At 60.4% G+C, this 14,000-nt stretch carries 13 protein-coding genes; 8 read left to right on the top strand and 5 right to left on the bottom strand.

Features of this window, described 5'->3' with window-relative positions; all coding sequences use genetic code 11:
* Position 1: 1 nt before the first annotated feature.
* A complete protein-coding gene (locus AC1DLV_RS26280; protein ID WP_476788481.1) occupies positions 2 to 805 on the bottom strand; it encodes an ABC transporter ATP-binding protein in 804 nt (267 codons plus the stop codon).
* Positions 805 to 1,824 (bottom strand): ABC transporter substrate-binding protein, encoded by a 1,020-nt coding sequence (locus tag AC1DLV_RS26285; protein ID WP_476836289.1) that lies wholly within the window; start codon positions 1,822 to 1,824, stop codon positions 805 to 807. Before AC1DLV_RS26285 ends, AC1DLV_RS26280 begins: the two co-directional genes overlap by 1 nt.
* A 355-nt stretch (positions 1,825 to 2,179) precedes the next feature.
* On the opposite strand from AC1DLV_RS26285, the gene AC1DLV_RS26290 reads away from it, so the two are divergent.
* Positions 2,180 to 2,452, top strand: a complete 273-nt coding sequence (locus AC1DLV_RS26290; RefSeq protein ID WP_476802980.1) for a WGR domain-containing protein — start codon at positions 2,180 to 2,182, stop codon at positions 2,450 to 2,452.
* A gap of 345 nt (positions 2,453 to 2,797) precedes the next feature.
* Positions 2,798 to 3,883, top strand: coding sequence for a branched-chain amino acid aminotransferase (locus AC1DLV_RS26295; protein WP_476802981.1), 1,086 nt, complete (start codon positions 2,798 to 2,800; stop codon positions 3,881 to 3,883).
* Positions 3,884 to 4,241: 358 nt separating this feature from the next.
* On the opposite strand, the gene AC1DLV_RS26300 is transcribed toward AC1DLV_RS26295, so the two are convergent.
* Positions 4,242 to 5,105, bottom strand: coding sequence for a GntR family transcriptional regulator (locus AC1DLV_RS26300; protein WP_476802982.1), 864 nt, complete (start codon positions 5,103 to 5,105; stop codon positions 4,242 to 4,244).
* Between the two features lie 62 nt (positions 5,106 to 5,167).
* On the opposite strand from AC1DLV_RS26300, the gene AC1DLV_RS26305 reads away from it, so the two are divergent.
* Positions 5,168 to 5,389, top strand: a complete 222-nt coding sequence (locus tag AC1DLV_RS26305; protein WP_476836290.1) for an FCD domain-containing protein — start codon at positions 5,168 to 5,170, stop codon at positions 5,387 to 5,389.
* Positions 5,390 to 5,434: 45 nt separating this feature from the next.
* Here AC1DLV_RS26305 and AC1DLV_RS26310 read toward each other — a convergent pair whose 3' ends face one another.
* Positions 5,435 to 6,355, bottom strand: coding sequence for a LysR family transcriptional regulator (locus AC1DLV_RS26310; protein ID WP_476802984.1), 921 nt, complete (start codon positions 6,353 to 6,355; stop codon positions 5,435 to 5,437).
* 114 nt (positions 6,356 to 6,469) lie between these two features.
* On the opposite strand from AC1DLV_RS26310, the gene AC1DLV_RS26315 reads away from it, so the two are divergent.
* The 5 genes from AC1DLV_RS26315 to AC1DLV_RS26335 are packed head-to-tail and all read left to right on the top strand — an operon-like array spanning position 6,470 to position 12,582.
* The gene (locus tag AC1DLV_RS26315; RefSeq protein WP_476802985.1) at positions 6,470 to 7,588 is read left to right on the top strand and encodes a BMP family ABC transporter substrate-binding protein; all 1,119 of its coding nucleotides are present in this window, start codon (positions 6,470 to 6,472) and stop codon (positions 7,586 to 7,588) included.
* Positions 7,589 to 7,618: 30 nt separating this feature from the next.
* Positions 7,619 to 9,214, top strand: a complete 1,596-nt coding sequence (locus AC1DLV_RS26320) for an ABC transporter ATP-binding protein (protein WP_476802986.1) — start codon at positions 7,619 to 7,621, stop codon at positions 9,212 to 9,214.
* Positions 9,211 to 10,263, top strand: a complete 1,053-nt coding sequence (locus tag AC1DLV_RS26325; RefSeq protein WP_476802987.1) for an ABC transporter permease — start codon at positions 9,211 to 9,213, stop codon at positions 10,261 to 10,263. Before AC1DLV_RS26320 ends, AC1DLV_RS26325 begins: the two co-directional genes overlap by 4 nt.
* Before the next feature lie 9 nt (positions 10,264 to 10,272).
* Positions 10,273 to 11,208 (top strand): ABC transporter permease, encoded by a 936-nt coding sequence (locus AC1DLV_RS26330; protein ID WP_476802988.1) that lies wholly within the window; start codon positions 10,273 to 10,275, stop codon positions 11,206 to 11,208.
* 45 nt (positions 11,209 to 11,253) lie between these two features.
* Complete coding sequence (locus AC1DLV_RS26335; protein ID WP_476802989.1) at positions 11,254 to 12,582, top strand: amidohydrolase family protein; 1,329 nt, start codon at positions 11,254 to 11,256, stop codon at positions 12,580 to 12,582.
* Positions 12,583 to 12,808: 226 nt separating this feature from the next.
* Here AC1DLV_RS26335 and greA read toward each other — a convergent pair whose 3' ends face one another.
* A complete protein-coding gene (greA, locus tag AC1DLV_RS26340; protein ID WP_476802990.1) occupies positions 12,809 to 13,291 on the bottom strand; it encodes a transcription elongation factor GreA in 483 nt (160 codons plus the stop codon).
* Positions 13,292 to 14,000 lie beyond the last annotated feature (709 nt).

The raw sequence follows: 14,000 nt of genomic DNA on the forward strand, positions 1-14,000 counted from the left end.
CTCAGGCTCCCGCAGGAGAGGCCAGCAGACGCCAGACCTCGTAAGTCATGTCCCAGAACCGCTTGTCGCGCCGCATCTCGACAACGTCGCGCGGCCGCTCGAAGGGAACCGTCAGATTGGCGACCAATGTGCCGGGACGCGGCGACATGACGATCACGCGGTCGGCCAGCGTCAGCGCCTCATCGACACTGTGGGTGATGAAGACCACGGTCTTGCCGGTCGTCTCCCAAATCCGCAGCAGCTCTTGTTGCAGAACAAGGCGGGTCTGCTCGTCGAGCGCGCCGAACGGCTCGTCCATCAGAAGGATCTCGCGGTCGTCGACCAAGGCGCGCGCCACCGAGACGCGCTGCTTCATGCCGCCGGAGAGCTGGTGCGGGCGGGCGTTTGCGAAGTCGGTAAGACCCGTCAGCGCCAAAAGCTCGCTGACGCGCGCTTCCTGCTTTGCCCGAGAGACGCCCTTGAGGCTGAGCGGAAAGGCGATGTTCTCCGACACCGTCAGCCAGGGCAGCACGGACGCCTCCTGGAAGACCATGGCCGGTGGGGTCGCGCTGTGCAGCTTCACCGTGCCGCCGAGCTGCTGCTCGAGGTCGGCGAGGATGCGCAGGACCGTGGTCTTGCCGCAACCGCTAGGCCCGACGATGCAGACGAACTCGCCGCGTGCCACCGAGAAGCTGACATCGGAGACGGCCACGGTCACGCGGTCGCCTTCGCTGTCGTAGAAGGCCTTGGTCAGATGACTGACCTCGATAGCCGGCGGAGCCGCTTCCGCCGCGGACGGATGCACTGCCTCACGCACGACTGCCATCACTTCTTGCTTGCGAGCAGGTCGTTGGCGCGCTTCAGCAGATCGAGACGATAGACGGCGTCAATCTTGGCCTGGCCCTCATATTCGAGCGTGCCACGCTTGCGGAAGAACTCCTCCTGCTCGCGCACCGAAGCCATGTCGATAGCACCGTCCTCGGAGCGGACGGTATAAGGGATGCCGCGCAGCGTATCGGGTTCGGTTCCGGTGTATTTCGACACTACGGCGACAACCTTGTCGTCCTGCCATCCGCCATTGTCGAGCAGGCGAGCGGCCTTGAGATAGCCCGCCATGAAGCGCACTACGAGATCCTCGTTGGCCGCGACAAAATCCTGGTTGAAGGCGATCAGGCCGAGCTCGGTGCCGAAGGTGTGGTCCTCGACCAGACGGCGGCCAAGCCCCTGCTTCTCTAGCTGCTGGGCAAAGGGTTCGATACTCCAGCCGGCTTCAAGCGCGCCATTGGCGAAGGCGGCTGCGGTCGCGGGCGGCGGCAGGAAGACCGCCTCGACGTCCTCGATCGTTAGTCCGCCCTTCTCCAGGGCCTTGGCCGTGGAATACATGCCGAAGCCGCCCGGACCTGGAATGCCGACGCGCTTGCCCTTGAGGTCCGCGACAGTCTTGATCCCCTCGTCCCATGCTTTCTGCGAGACCATGAAGGGCGATGGCGATGGAACCGTGGCCGGCATGCGGGCCAAGGTGGCGATGATTGCGACGGTTGCGCCGCGGTCGAGTGCGTTGAAGAGGCTGGCGCCCCAGGTCGCGCCGCCGGCCTCGATGTTGCCGGAGGCGAGCATCTGGATTGTCTCGGCCGTGTCGCCCTTCGGCGAAAGCGTCACATCGACGCCGAATTCGTCGAAGTAGCCGAATTCCTTGGCAACGAAGAACGGCGCGTAGTCGGCGTAGGGCGAATAGAGGAACTCGAGCTTCGGCTGCGTTTGCGCCCAGGCCGGCAGGGCGAACGAAGACGCCAGAGCGACGGCAGCCGCTGCTGCAATGAGATCACGACGACTGATTGAAGGCATGCCACTCCCCATGCGCCAGTGCGGCTTTCCCGAGCCGCACTTGACGGTCCTGTTAATCCCTGAAGCGACGAGGGCCGCAGGCGAGCCGATGGTCTAATCGGCAATGACTACGTACAACTGATGTATCACCAGCGCAACCTGATATTTCCGCTACGGCAGGAAACCGCCCGGCGCGCCGGCGCGGTGGACTACGGAAAGCGAACTAAAGGCTCGATCACTGCTCTCTCGCATGACCGCAAGAGTGAAGACGGCCCCTGCGGTCCGTCGAAAAACATTACCGAAATGAATCGATCTCGGCCGTTGGATTCAAATATGTCGTTGGACGTGGCTCGCTGTCGCGGTGAGACTCTCGGCCATGCCCCACGCCAGAAACGACATTCATTTGCACCGGATCGATGCGTCTCTCAACATGCGCCGGTTCTACAGCCTCACTCTCCAGCCGACCTTATTTGGCGGCGTATCGGTCATTCGCAACTGGGGGCGGATCGGTACCAGCGGACAAGTCATGATCGAAACCTTCGACGAATCCGACGAGGCTCAAAGTGTACTTGGGCGTATCGAAACAAAGAAGAAGCGGCGGGGCTACCGCGCGCCAACTGGCGTGCCGAAGCCGGACAGCGGGGATTAAGAGGAAACGACCCTAACGCCAGGAAGGACCACCCGAGATGTGGCGCCCGCCTGCGGGCGGCCCGGGATCGACCAGTCAGTCGCGGTTGGGGCGGGACCCGATGAGCTGGAGGCCCTCCTCGCCTTCCATATCGACCTATCGTGGCGTTGATGCTTGCCGGTCTGCCGCATGCGGCGCAAAATTCGCTTGGCAAACAGGTTCATCATGCAGGTTGGCCTAGTAAATCTGATGAATTTGCGCTTTTGGTGGAGAGTATCATCGTGAACCACGCTGAACGGCAAAACGATCAGAGTGGATGGCGCCGTTCGAACGGCTCCCAAATGACCTACTAGGAACGAGACTGCTATGGACAAAACCCTCCTGTTCAGTACCACACGGGCAACAAACCCCGTTCCTTCGGAGGAACGCGCGAAGCTTCTGGAAAACCCTGGGTTCGGCAGGATTTTCACCGACCATATGGTGACGATAAGCTGGTCAGCCGACGAAGGCTGGCACGACGCACGCATCAGGCCGCGCGAGCCGTTTTCTCTCGATCCAGCCAGCGCAGTACTGCACTACGCCCAAGAAATTTTCGAAGGCATGAAGGCCTACAGGACAAGCGGGGGAGAGATTGCCCTGTTTCGTCCCGAGGAAAATGCGCGTCGATTCAATCGTTCGGCCGAACGCATGGCTATGCCACAGCTGCCTGAACCTGTCTTTGTCCAAGCGGTTGAAGCACTCGTTGGGATTGACCGCGAGTGGATTCCAGAAGGAGAAGGCAGTCTCTATTTGCGGCCCTTCATGTTCGCAAGCGACGCGTTTCTGGGAGTTCGCCCCGCGTCTCACTATATCTTCTGTGTCATCGCATCCCCAGTTGGCGCCTATTTCAAGGGTGGAGAGAAACCGATTACCGTCTGGGTCTCGGACAACTACAGTCGGGCAGCTGCCGGTGGCACCGGAGCCGCCAAGTGTGGCGGCAACTATGCCGGCAGTCTGATCGCACAAGCAGACGCGACCAAGCATGGCTGCGACCAAGTTGTGTTTCTCGATGCCGCGGAACATCGCTGGGTGGAAGAACTCGGTGGCATGAACATCTTTTTCGTCATGGACGACGGCAGCATTGTAACGCCGCCTCTAGGCACGATCCTACCCGGCATCACCCGGGCCTCTCTTATCGCGATCGCTCGTGACGCCGGCATGGCAGTCGAGGAGACGGCTTACAGCTTCGATCAATGGCAAGCAGACGCCGCAAGCGGCAGGCTTAGGGAGGTGTTTGCCTGCGGCACTGCAGCGGTCGTCGCTGCAATCGGTGCTGTACGCTTTTCGGGAGGGTCGTTTGCCATAGCCGACGGCAAGGTGGGTCCAGTTACCGACAGGCTGCGCAGTGAGTTGGTCGGGATACAGCGAGGGTTGGCGAACGACGAACGAAACTGGGTTCATGCAGTTCGCTGATGGCTCAGAAGCGAGATAATGAACAGGGCGCAGCCTCAATCTGAGGTGTGCGCTTCAGGATCAGTTCGGCAACAAGACGGCCGCTCGGAGGAGCGCCCGTCATGCCGTAGGCGCCATCCGACAGCCAGAGGCCGGGATAGGTTGGCACCGCCAATGGGGCAGCTGGAGCTGATTCTAGCCTTCGATCAGTTCGCCCGCTCGGTCTGGGTGGCCGAGCGTCACCCAGACCATGTCCGAGCATGGCTGCATGCCAGAGACAAGCGCACTGGCCTCAAACCGCCGTCAGAATTATCTGAGTAATGGCTGAGTGCCAAAACCCCATCGGCGAGGCGTAGTCGAGTTTTCGATAGTCGTAACTTTAGGAGCGCGCTTTTTTAGCCCCGCCCAGAGATGCCTTGGTAGGCTTCAGACGGGGCTTTGGCTTGCTGCCCTCAGCCTTTGCCGCAGTTGAAGATTCGGAGACGACAGACAAGGTCGGGCTGTCATCGCCGCTGAGGATGGCGCGCAGATCGATGGCCTGGTCTAGCGGTGCAAGTCGCAAACTCGCTTCAAGTGTGCGATACACTTTATCGACATGCGCGACTGCCTGCTCGACTTGTCCGGCATAAATCAGCTCGACCAGTGGTTGGTGAACTGCATAAGGCGGCCACAACACCTGATGTTCCTGATAAAGCGTGATGGCCATCATGCAGCGCATCAGCAAACGCTCTTGCGCTGCGGCAAGCGTCTTGTTGCCGTAGAGCATTGCCAAAAGGATATCGAACTCTACCGCGAGTCGCCTCGTAGTATGGGGGTCCTGTGCCGCCGCAGTCTGTTGCTCGACCTTATCGTGCTCCTCAAGACGCGCTCGCTCTTCATGGCCCAGCAGGTCGGGATTTGCTGCAAGTTCAGCGACGACATGGCGAGCGATCACGCGAGCGGCCTCGAACACCTCTCGCGCCTCGTCAGGCGTTGGCGCCGCGACATAGGCACCTCGATTGGCTGGCAGATGAACAACCCCCTGTTGCTCCAAGATGACCAGCACCTTGCGGATGACAGTGCGGCTGATGTTGAAGGCAGCTCCAATCTCGTCTTCCGCCATTTTGGTGCCCGGGCGAATCTTGCGGTCAAGAATGGCGTTCCACAGCCGGTCGTAGATCTGTGCCTCAACACCGACCAATGGTGCTGTCAGAGCGATGGCACTGAGACCTCGGAGAGCTGGAGAAAGATAGCGTTCGGGCATCGGTCAAAATCTCCAGTGCAGGTTGCGACGACGTAGTGCCGAGCCGCACAGCTGAAACATTCATGAATCGAAGCATGTGTGCAAGTATTCAGGTGATGATCGGGCTAGAACGTTATCGCCGGCTGATGACGGTGCATCAGGAACGCGGCCCTGAAATCGTCAACGAGCATGAGCAGCTCCTCGCAGCGATCCGCGCTGGCGACGCCAATGAGGCAGCCAAGGCAGCGCGGCTGCACACCGTTCACGCGCGGACGCTTTATCGACAAATCTTGAGCAGCCGATAACCTTCGCCGGTTCCTAATTGGTTTGCGATGCGCACGGCAAGCCGCTCAAGCGTTGTTGAGTGACAGCGCTTGGACTTCATCCAATGAATTGGCGATGATGCCAGCCATTGCCTTGCCAGCATCGGTCAGCGCGTTCAAATCGCGTGAAGAGAGAGACAGCGCTGCCGACATTCGAGGGCCTGAGAGAGGCACAAAGCCGAGTTTTCCACTTTCCACTTCCTCGTAGACATCAATCAAGGTCAGTATGCTTAATCCCAGTCCTTCTTGAACTATTGCTTTCAAAAGTGCGATGGAATTGGAAACGGCAATCTTGTGTATTGGCGATCTCAACCTCTGAATGAGGAGGTCGGCCATAGGCCCAATGGTCAAGCTATCGTCCGTCGACAGAAAATATTCGTTCAATACATCTTCGATATCAACGCTTTTTCTCCGCATCAATTTGTGCGACGGGTGAGCAACTATTCCAAGTTTCAAATGAACCGTCTTCGCGATATTTAATCCGATGTCCTGAGGTGTATTGAATGCAACCGCCAAATCTACGGAACCGGATTTGACCTTCTCAAGTATGATGTTGGTGCCATCGACATATGCCCGCAGGCTGACACCGGGATGCTGGGCCTGAAGTGCCCGAAAAGCCTTTGGCAGGAACCCTGTCGACAGGCACTCCATGATTCCGACGCTCACGCTGCTGCCGTGCGAGGGCCGCAGGCCCTCCACTTCGGCGCCGGCAGCGAGAATCTCCTGCTGTAGTTTCCGAACCTGGCCCACCAGGATTCGACCGGCTTCCGTCGGCCGCATACCGCGCGGCAACCGCTCGAAAAGTGGCTGACCGTATTCCAGCTCAAGATTCAGTATTTGGCGATTCACAGCAGAAGGTGTGGCATTCATCTGTTCCGCCGCTTTGCGGATCGACCCATATCGAGCGACCATTTCCAGCGCTTTCGCGCCTTGTGTAATTAAGGGCATTCTCGACACCTGAAACGCGACTGTGCATTTTTTTGATACACTAAGAACGCAAATATTCGCTGGTCAACAAAGGTTTGAAAAAATAGCCTTCGCCTCGATTTCGGGGGGAATTCAATGAATTATCAGCATACATTTTCTCGTCGTCGGTTTTTGGCTCTTTCAGCGGCAGCTTCCACGTCATCTCTGATTTTGCCGCACTGGATCAGCCAGGCTCGTGCAGCCCCTCTCGCGGGCATCAAGGAAGAGGATGCGGTCATCGCCTTTGGCTTGACTGGACCGGTCTCGGACGAAGGCTGGAACACCAAGCACAATGAAGGGATCAAGGCGCTCCAGGCGGCCTTCCCGAAGGCGAAGACACTGGTGGTCGAAAGCATTCCCTTCTCCGCCGATGCCAGCCGCACGTTCCGGCAATTCGTTCAGGAGGGCGCCCAGATGGTGTTCTCAACCTCTAACTATGGAGACTTCTTCTCGTCTGTCGTCGAACGCTCGCCTGCAGTCGCTTTTCTCGAGGCGGACGGGCGCAACGTCGCCGACAATCTCGGTTGGTACTACGCCGCGCATTGGCATCCGACTTATGTGATCGGCGTGGCAGCCGGCTTGCTCAGCAAGTCCGGCAAACTTGGCTTCATCGCTTCCTTCCCGGTGCCGATGGCGATCTCATCGAGCAATGCGTTCCTGATGGGAGCGCGCTCCGTCAATCCATCGGCCACCCTGCAGGTCATCAGCATCAACTCCTGGTTCGACCCGCAAGGCGCCAACCAGGCCGCAAGCGCGCTGATCGACAATGGCTGCGACTTCCTCTTTGGCGTTATGAACGAGGCCTCCTATCTGCAGGTCGCCGAACAGCGTGGCGTGCGGGCGGCGATGTGGAGCTCCGACATGCGGCGCTATGGCAAAAATGCCTATGTCAGCTCGATCGTGCCTGACTGGACGGCGTTCTATGTCGATCAGGTAAGAAAGCGGCTTGAAGGCACCTGGTCGGGTGGTGGCCAAGCCCTGCTGCCGTTGGGCGGCGGCATTGACCGCGATGCCTGGGGCGAGACGGTTCCGGCCGACGTAGCGGCCAAGGCCGACGCTGTGCGCGACAAGATCATGGGCGGCTGGAGCCCGTTCACCGGCGAGATCAAGGACACGACCGGCGCGGTGCGGGTGAAGGCGGGCGAAACGCTCGACGAATTCGCGCTCTACAACTGGGACTGGTCTGTCGAAGGCGTATCCGGGCTTAGCACGTAAAACGGATCGCCTTGATCGATGGACGCTGCAATGCCTGATCCGAAAGTTCTTCCCGTGGGCGGCGATGGCGCAACGCCGATCGTGTCGCTGCGCGGCATCGCCAAGTATTTTCCTGGGGTCGTCGCCAACGCGGACGTCGACCTCGACATCCGGGCCGGCGAGATTCACGCGTTGCTCGGCGAGAACGGCGCCGGCAAGTCTACGCTGATGAACATCCTCACCGGCATCTATCAGGCGGACGCCGGCGAGATTGCCGTCGATGGGCGACCGGTCCGCTTCGCCTCCCCAGTTGAGGCGATCGCGGCTGGCATCGGCATGGTCCATCAGCATTTCAAGCTGGTCCAGGCCTTTACCGTTGCGGAAAACGTCCATCTCGGATGGAGGCAAACGCCTCGATTGGCCTCTGCCGTCCAGCTCGAGTCGCGAACGCAAGCAATCGCCGACAAGTTCAACCTTGCGGTCCGCCCCGGCGCCCGCGTCCATGCGCTATCCGCGGGCGAGCAACAGCGTGTCGAAATCTTGCGCGTGCTGGCGCGCGACGCGCGCGTGCTTATCCTCGACGAGCCGACCGCTGTGCTTACGCCGAGCGAAACGCGCGAGCTCTTCAAGGCGCTCGATGCGTTTCGCAAATCCGGCAATGCGGTCATCTTCATCAGCCACAAGCTGCATGAAGTGCTGGAGATTTCCGACCAGGTGACGGTGCTGCGCAGCGGTCGCAAGGTGGCGACGCGCCCAACCGCCGATTGCGATCATCGTATGCTCGCACGGCTGATGGTCGGGCGCGAAATCGTACTTGGCAACTATCGCGACCGCTCCGTCGAAAAACCGCGTGACGACGGCGCCGCGGTCCTGAAGCTGGCCAAAGTCTGCGTCGATGACGAGCGGGGTGTGCCGGCGCTACGCAGCGTCGACCTCGACATCAGGGCCGGCGAGATACTCGGAATCGCTGGTGTCGCCGGCAACGGCCAGCGCGAACTCAGCCAGGTGATGACCGGAATGCGACCGCCCGCGTCGGGCGAGATCCTGCTCGGCGGAAAGCCTGTCGGCCGCCAAAATGCGACCGCCTTCGCCGCGTTTGGCATCGGCCATATCCCCGAAGACCGGCTGCGCAGTGGCCTGGCACCATCGCTGTCAATCGACGACAATGTTGTGATCCGCGAGTACAAGACCGAAGCGGTGTCCCACGGCCCGTTCTTCGATCCGCGCGCCGCCAACCGGCTTGCCCGAACGATCGCGGCGGCTGCCGAGGTCACGATCCCCGATTTCGGCATGCCTGTCCGAAACCTGTCCGGCGGCAACCAGCAGCGCCTCGTCGCCCGGCGCGAGATGCGCATCGCCGACAAGGTCTTGGTCGCCGCCTATCCGAGCCGGGGCCTGGATATCGGTGCGATCAACACGATGATGCGCTATTTCGTCGAGCTTCGGAACCAGGGCGTCGCCGTAGTGCTGATCTCGGAGGATCTCGAGGAGTTGCTGAGTCTCTCAGACCGCATCGCAGTTCTCTATGAAGGCCGGATCATGGCGACTTTTGACGCAGAGAATGCCGACATGGAAACGATCGGTCTTTTGATGGGTGGGCAGACCGTGTCCGGCGTGTCTACGAACCGGGTCGAGGCAGCACAATGAGCTGGCGCCTTCAGCGTTTTCCTTCGGCGAAACCTTCAGTCGCGCTAGCCGTTCGCGTCGCGGCGATCGTCCTCGCGCTCATTGTCGGTAGCGTCATCGTCGCTTTTTCTGGACTCAATCCACTCGACCTAGGCGGCCAGGTTATCAGTTCGACCTTCGGCTCGGGTTTCGGGCTCGAAGATCTCGGCCTGCTGGTGACGCCGCTCATCCTGACGGGCCTAGCCGTCATGATCACCCGGCGGATAGGGCTGTGGAATATCGGTGCGGAGGGCCAGTTCTACGCCGGCGCTTTGGCGGCGGCAGCGATAGGCCTGTTCGTGGAAGGTCCGGCCTGGCTGATCATCCCAATCATGTTCTTGGCGGGCATGGCCGGCGGAATGGCATGGATCACCATCCCGACCCTCGCCCGCGCCTATGCCGGCGTCAATGAGCTCATCACCACGCTGCTGTTGAACTTCGTGGCGACTTTGCTCGTCTACTACGTAGCGACCGGCCCTTGGCGGGATCGCGGCGCCGGCACGATCGCCTCCACCCCCCGCATCCCCTACGAGATTCCCGAATTCTGGGGCATGGTCCATTGGGGTTTTGCCGTCGCGGTAGTGCTGACGCTCATCGTCGCGGCGGTGCTTTGCTACACGCGCTGGGGCTACGAGGTGCGGATCAGCGGCGCCAATCCGGAGAACGCCCACTACGCCGGCATTCCGGTCAGGCGGCGTATCATCATGGTGATGCTTCTCTCTGGCGCGGTCGCGGGCATTGCCGGAATGCTCGAAGTGGCTGGAACGGTGCACCGGTTGCAGGGCGGCATCTCCAATAATTTCGGCTATCTCGGCATCATCGTGGCCGTGCTCGCCCGCAACTCTTGCCTCGGCGTGCTCGCCGCAGCGGCGCTGATGGCGTTCATCCTCAACGCCGGCATCATCCTTCAGACGCAGGGTCTGACGACCAGCGCGATCATCGCTCTTACCGGGTTGGTCCTGCTGTTCACCGCCATCGGCGACGAGTTCGCGCATTACCGGCTCGTCCGCGCCGACCGAGCCGCAGCATAGGATGCAGTCATGGACATCATAACGGGACTGCTGACGACCGCGGTGCTGGCGGGGGGAGTGCTGGCACTGGCAGCACTTGGCGAGGTGATCTGCCAGCGGGTCGGGGTGGTCAATCTCGGCGTCGAAGGACTGATGGCGCTCGGTGCAGTCACTGCGATCGCCGTCACCATGAGTGTCCCGAGCCCGTCGGTCGGCTTCGTCGCAGCACTTGCGGTTGGGCTGGGCTTCGGCATGATTTTCGCCGTGGCGACCGTGTTCTTTCGCGCCAACCAGGTGCTGTGCGGGTTGGCCCTGACCCTGATGGGAACAGGCCTCGCCGCGACTGTCGGCCGGGCTTTTTCCGGCATGCCGGCGAAGGCGACCTTCCAGCCGGTGGCCCTGCCTTACCTCAGCGAGATACCAGTCATCGGGCCGGCCTTCTTTTCGCAGAACGCGCTGGTCTACCTGATCTTCATCATCCTGCCGGCCGGCCTTCACTATCTGATGTTCAAGACGCGCCACGGGCTCAACATGCGTGCGGCCGGAGAGAACCCGGCTGCCGCTGATGCGGCCGGCGTACCGGTCCTGGCGATGCGCTTCTGGTACGTCTCGCTTGGCGCAGCTCTCGCCGCCGGCGCCGGCGCTTATCTCACGCTGGCTTTTGTCCCATCGTGGTCAGACGGCATGGTGGCGGGACGCGGCTGGATCGCCGTCGCGCTGGTCATCTTTGCCCGCTACCAGCCGCTGAACGTCGTCCTCGTCGCGCTGCTCTTCGGCCTGATCACCGCACTCGGCTATGTCGGGCAGGCGCGAAACTGGCCGATCGCGCCGGCCCTGCTCGGCATGCTGCCCTATCTCGGCACGCTCTGCTTCATCATCGTTCCAGCCATGGTCTGGCGCCGCATGCGGCAAGCGACGGCGGCTCCGGCGGCGCTCGGCTTACCCTATTTTCGGGACCTTCGCTGAAAATCTGAAACCGGATCCCAGAATGGATCGCGTGGGAGCATACGCATGACTATCGATATAGCCATCATCAACGGCACCGTGATGCCCATGGGCGGCGGCAAGCCGATCGAGCGCGGAACGATCACCATCAGCGGCAGCAAGATCCAAGCCGTGGGCCCGCAGGAAACCATCGACATCGGCGGCGCGGCAAAAGTCATCGACGCCTCGAATTGCGCGGTTATGCCGGGTTTCTGCGACAGTCATACGCATATTGCCTCGAACCTTCTCCTGCGCGGGCTTTTGGAAGACGTGCGGCTTTTCGAGTGGCTGTCCACCATGTGGCAGCTCAAGCGCAACTTCGATCCCGAGACTCTGTACTGGGCGAACCTGAACGGCCTTGTCGAAATGGTGAAGTCGGGCGTCACCTCCTTCAACGAGCATTTCGATGCCTATGCCGTCGAGCCGCAAATCGAGGCGCTGAAGAAGATACCGCTGCGCGCCACTCTCGGCTACGGCTTCGCCGATCGCGGGGTCTACGCGTCGATCACCGACTGGTCGTGGAAAACGCTGCACGGCTTCGGCGATCTCGTCACCAAGCACCACAAGTCGCAAAATGGGCTTCTCCAGATCGGGCTGTCGCCACATGCCACATATTCCTGCGGGCCAGAAATGTTTCGCCTGTCGCGCGAGGTAGCCGACGCGCATCATGTGCCGATCCACATCCACCTCGCCGAAGCGCCGCAGGAAACGGTCTACGTCGCCGAAACCTACGGCACTTCGGCCGTGCGTTGGCTGCACTCGCTGGGGTTCTTGAAATCCGACGTGACTGCCGCCCACTGCACACAGCTCGATGAGGACGACGTCAAGATATTGGCTGCAACCAATACCAAGATTGCGCATTGCCCGTGCTGCAACGCCAAGGTCGCCTCCGGCACACTACCGCTCAAATGCGTGCGCGAGCATGGCGTCACGGTCGGCCTTGCAACCGACGGGCCAGCCAGCCACAACACGCTCGACATGTTCCAGGAAATGAAATTCGCCGGCCTCATCCACAAGGACAAGACCGCTGACCCGGAATTCCTAAGGACAACCGATATCCTGGAGATGGCGACTTCCGAGGGTGCCAAGGCGATGAACAGGCCCGAAACCGGCTCCCTGACGCCCGGCATGGCTGCCGATGTCATCGTCGTCGACCTCGACAAGGCACACACGCTGCCGGTCTATGACACTGCTGCGGCACTGGTCTATTCCAGCCGCGCCGACGACGTTTTGCATACGATCGTCGCTGGCCGGATACTGATGGAGAACCGCATCGTCGCCGGCATAGACGAGGCGGAAATCAGAGCCAATTTCCGCAGCAAGGCCCATGCGCTGCGCAAGCGTAGCTTGGGATAAGCGAAGGCTGTACTGGCTGCTGCCAAGAAGCCGGCCAGAGCTTCAGTCCCTGGCAAGAGCGCCGGGCATCGGCCGCTCCTTCTTTGGCCCCGGCGGGCATTTGCGATCGGCGCGTCGGTGGAAGGAGCGAGCAAGGTTGACGCGCCGATCGCCCGCGGCCTGTTGGGGGGAGGATGGGGCCGCGGTCAAAGGCTGAATGCAGCCGAGCCCCTAGTCTGATGTCCAACTATGAAATGGACAGGATCTCAAGTTCGCGCTGCCCTAGCAGAACAACGTCGCCAACAGCTTTGCCAATCAGCGCGATGGCAACCGGTGAACCATGCGATATCGAAGCTTGCGACGGGTTGGCCTCATCCTCACCGACGATGCGGAAGGTCTGAGTGCGGCCATCTTCACGCTCGAAGGTAACCGTATGACCGAAGGCGATCACTTCATTGGACGTGGGCACCGACATAAGCTGAGCCGTACGGATGCGCTCGGCATAGTAGCGCATGTCTCGAACCGGGACCGCCGACTGCCGTCGCCTCTCGTTAACATCTTCCAGCACGTTAGCGGCCTCGAGAGCCTGCCGAGAGCGGGCCAATTCATCTTGCAGCATCTTGAGGCCCGCCTCCGTGACGAGATTGATCCGATCGGAGATAGGGCGCGCCGGCAGGATGGTTTCCGAGGCTGCCTCCGCGCTTTCATCCTTGGCAAATGCTACGCTCAATCGGTCAGGACTCCTTGTCGAAAACTGTCGGCAATCAGATAACCTACAGCCGACCACAAAGCTGCAACAAATTGACGACAGGCTCCCCCCGAGCGGAATATCCACCGGGGAGGCCAAGCCGCTTTTGGCTCAAGGCATCGTCAAAGCCGCCATCTACATGGCAATCGTCGCAAATGCGGATTGCAAGGCTGGCCGCGTGCTTTCACCGGGAAGAGTGGGCGCTAGATCCCGCGTTCGAGCGAGACGAAGTTTTGAAAATTCCTGCGGAACATTAAACGACCTTGTACATTTATGATCTTGAGCATCACTGATAAGCGCCCGAAGTGTGACTTCGGGCAATTTTTTTGTCGTCGAGAGTATGAAAACATCGGATGCCGGCACCCCACGCCATGACCTGCGCGGCGCGCTACCAACAGCGGTCTATCTCACCGACGCCTAGAGGTGGATCACTTACGTACAGTAGAGAAGGCGTCACGAAGCGGTTTAGGAAAAATTGTGCTCGAGCGTGTGACACCGTAGGCACTTGGCGGCTTCGACCTTTTGATCTTTCAACCAGTGGGGATATTTGGACTCTCGACGCCCCTGTAGAGGTTGTCATAAACACAGCTCTATAATTGCTCCACTGCGTGGGATAATATCCAAGTATCCTGTCACCATAAAAAGAATTTTGCCTTCAATTCAATTACTAGCAATGATCCTCACATAGAAA

Source organism: Aminobacter sp. 01T433 (assembly GCF_056398585.1).

What these genes read in the sequence shown, in the direction of transcription:
- AC1DLV_RS26280 (WP_476788481.1), bottom strand. Translation starts at nt 805, where the DNA reads ATGGCAGTCGTGCGTGAGGCAGTGCATCCGTCCGCGGCGGAAGCGGCT.
- AC1DLV_RS26285 (WP_476836289.1), bottom strand. Translation starts at nt 1,824, where the DNA reads ATGCCTTCAATCAGTCGTCGTGATCTCATTGCAGCAGCGGCTGCCGTC.
- AC1DLV_RS26290 (WP_476802980.1), top strand. Translation starts at nt 2,180, where the DNA reads ATGCCCCACGCCAGAAACGACATTCATTTGCACCGGATCGATGCGTCT.
- AC1DLV_RS26295 (WP_476802981.1), top strand. Translation starts at nt 2,798, where the DNA reads ATGGACAAAACCCTCCTGTTCAGTACCACACGGGCAACAAACCCCGTT.
- AC1DLV_RS26300 (WP_476802982.1), bottom strand. Translation starts at nt 5,105, where the DNA reads ATGCCCGAACGCTATCTTTCTCCAGCTCTCCGAGGTCTCAGTGCCATC.
- AC1DLV_RS26305 (WP_476836290.1), top strand. Translation starts at nt 5,168, where the DNA reads ATGAATCGAAGCATGTGTGCAAGTATTCAGGTGATGATCGGGCTAGAA.
- AC1DLV_RS26310 (WP_476802984.1), bottom strand. Translation starts at nt 6,355, where the DNA reads ATGCCCTTAATTACACAAGGCGCGAAAGCGCTGGAAATGGTCGCTCGA.
- AC1DLV_RS26315 (WP_476802985.1), top strand. Translation starts at nt 6,470, where the DNA reads ATGAATTATCAGCATACATTTTCTCGTCGTCGGTTTTTGGCTCTTTCA.
- AC1DLV_RS26320 (WP_476802986.1), top strand. Translation starts at nt 7,619, where the DNA reads ATGCCTGATCCGAAAGTTCTTCCCGTGGGCGGCGATGGCGCAACGCCG.
- AC1DLV_RS26325 (WP_476802987.1), top strand. Translation starts at nt 9,211, where the DNA reads ATGAGCTGGCGCCTTCAGCGTTTTCCTTCGGCGAAACCTTCAGTCGCG.
- AC1DLV_RS26330 (WP_476802988.1), top strand. Translation starts at nt 10,273, where the DNA reads ATGGACATCATAACGGGACTGCTGACGACCGCGGTGCTGGCGGGGGGA.
- AC1DLV_RS26335 (WP_476802989.1), top strand. Translation starts at nt 11,254, where the DNA reads ATGACTATCGATATAGCCATCATCAACGGCACCGTGATGCCCATGGGC.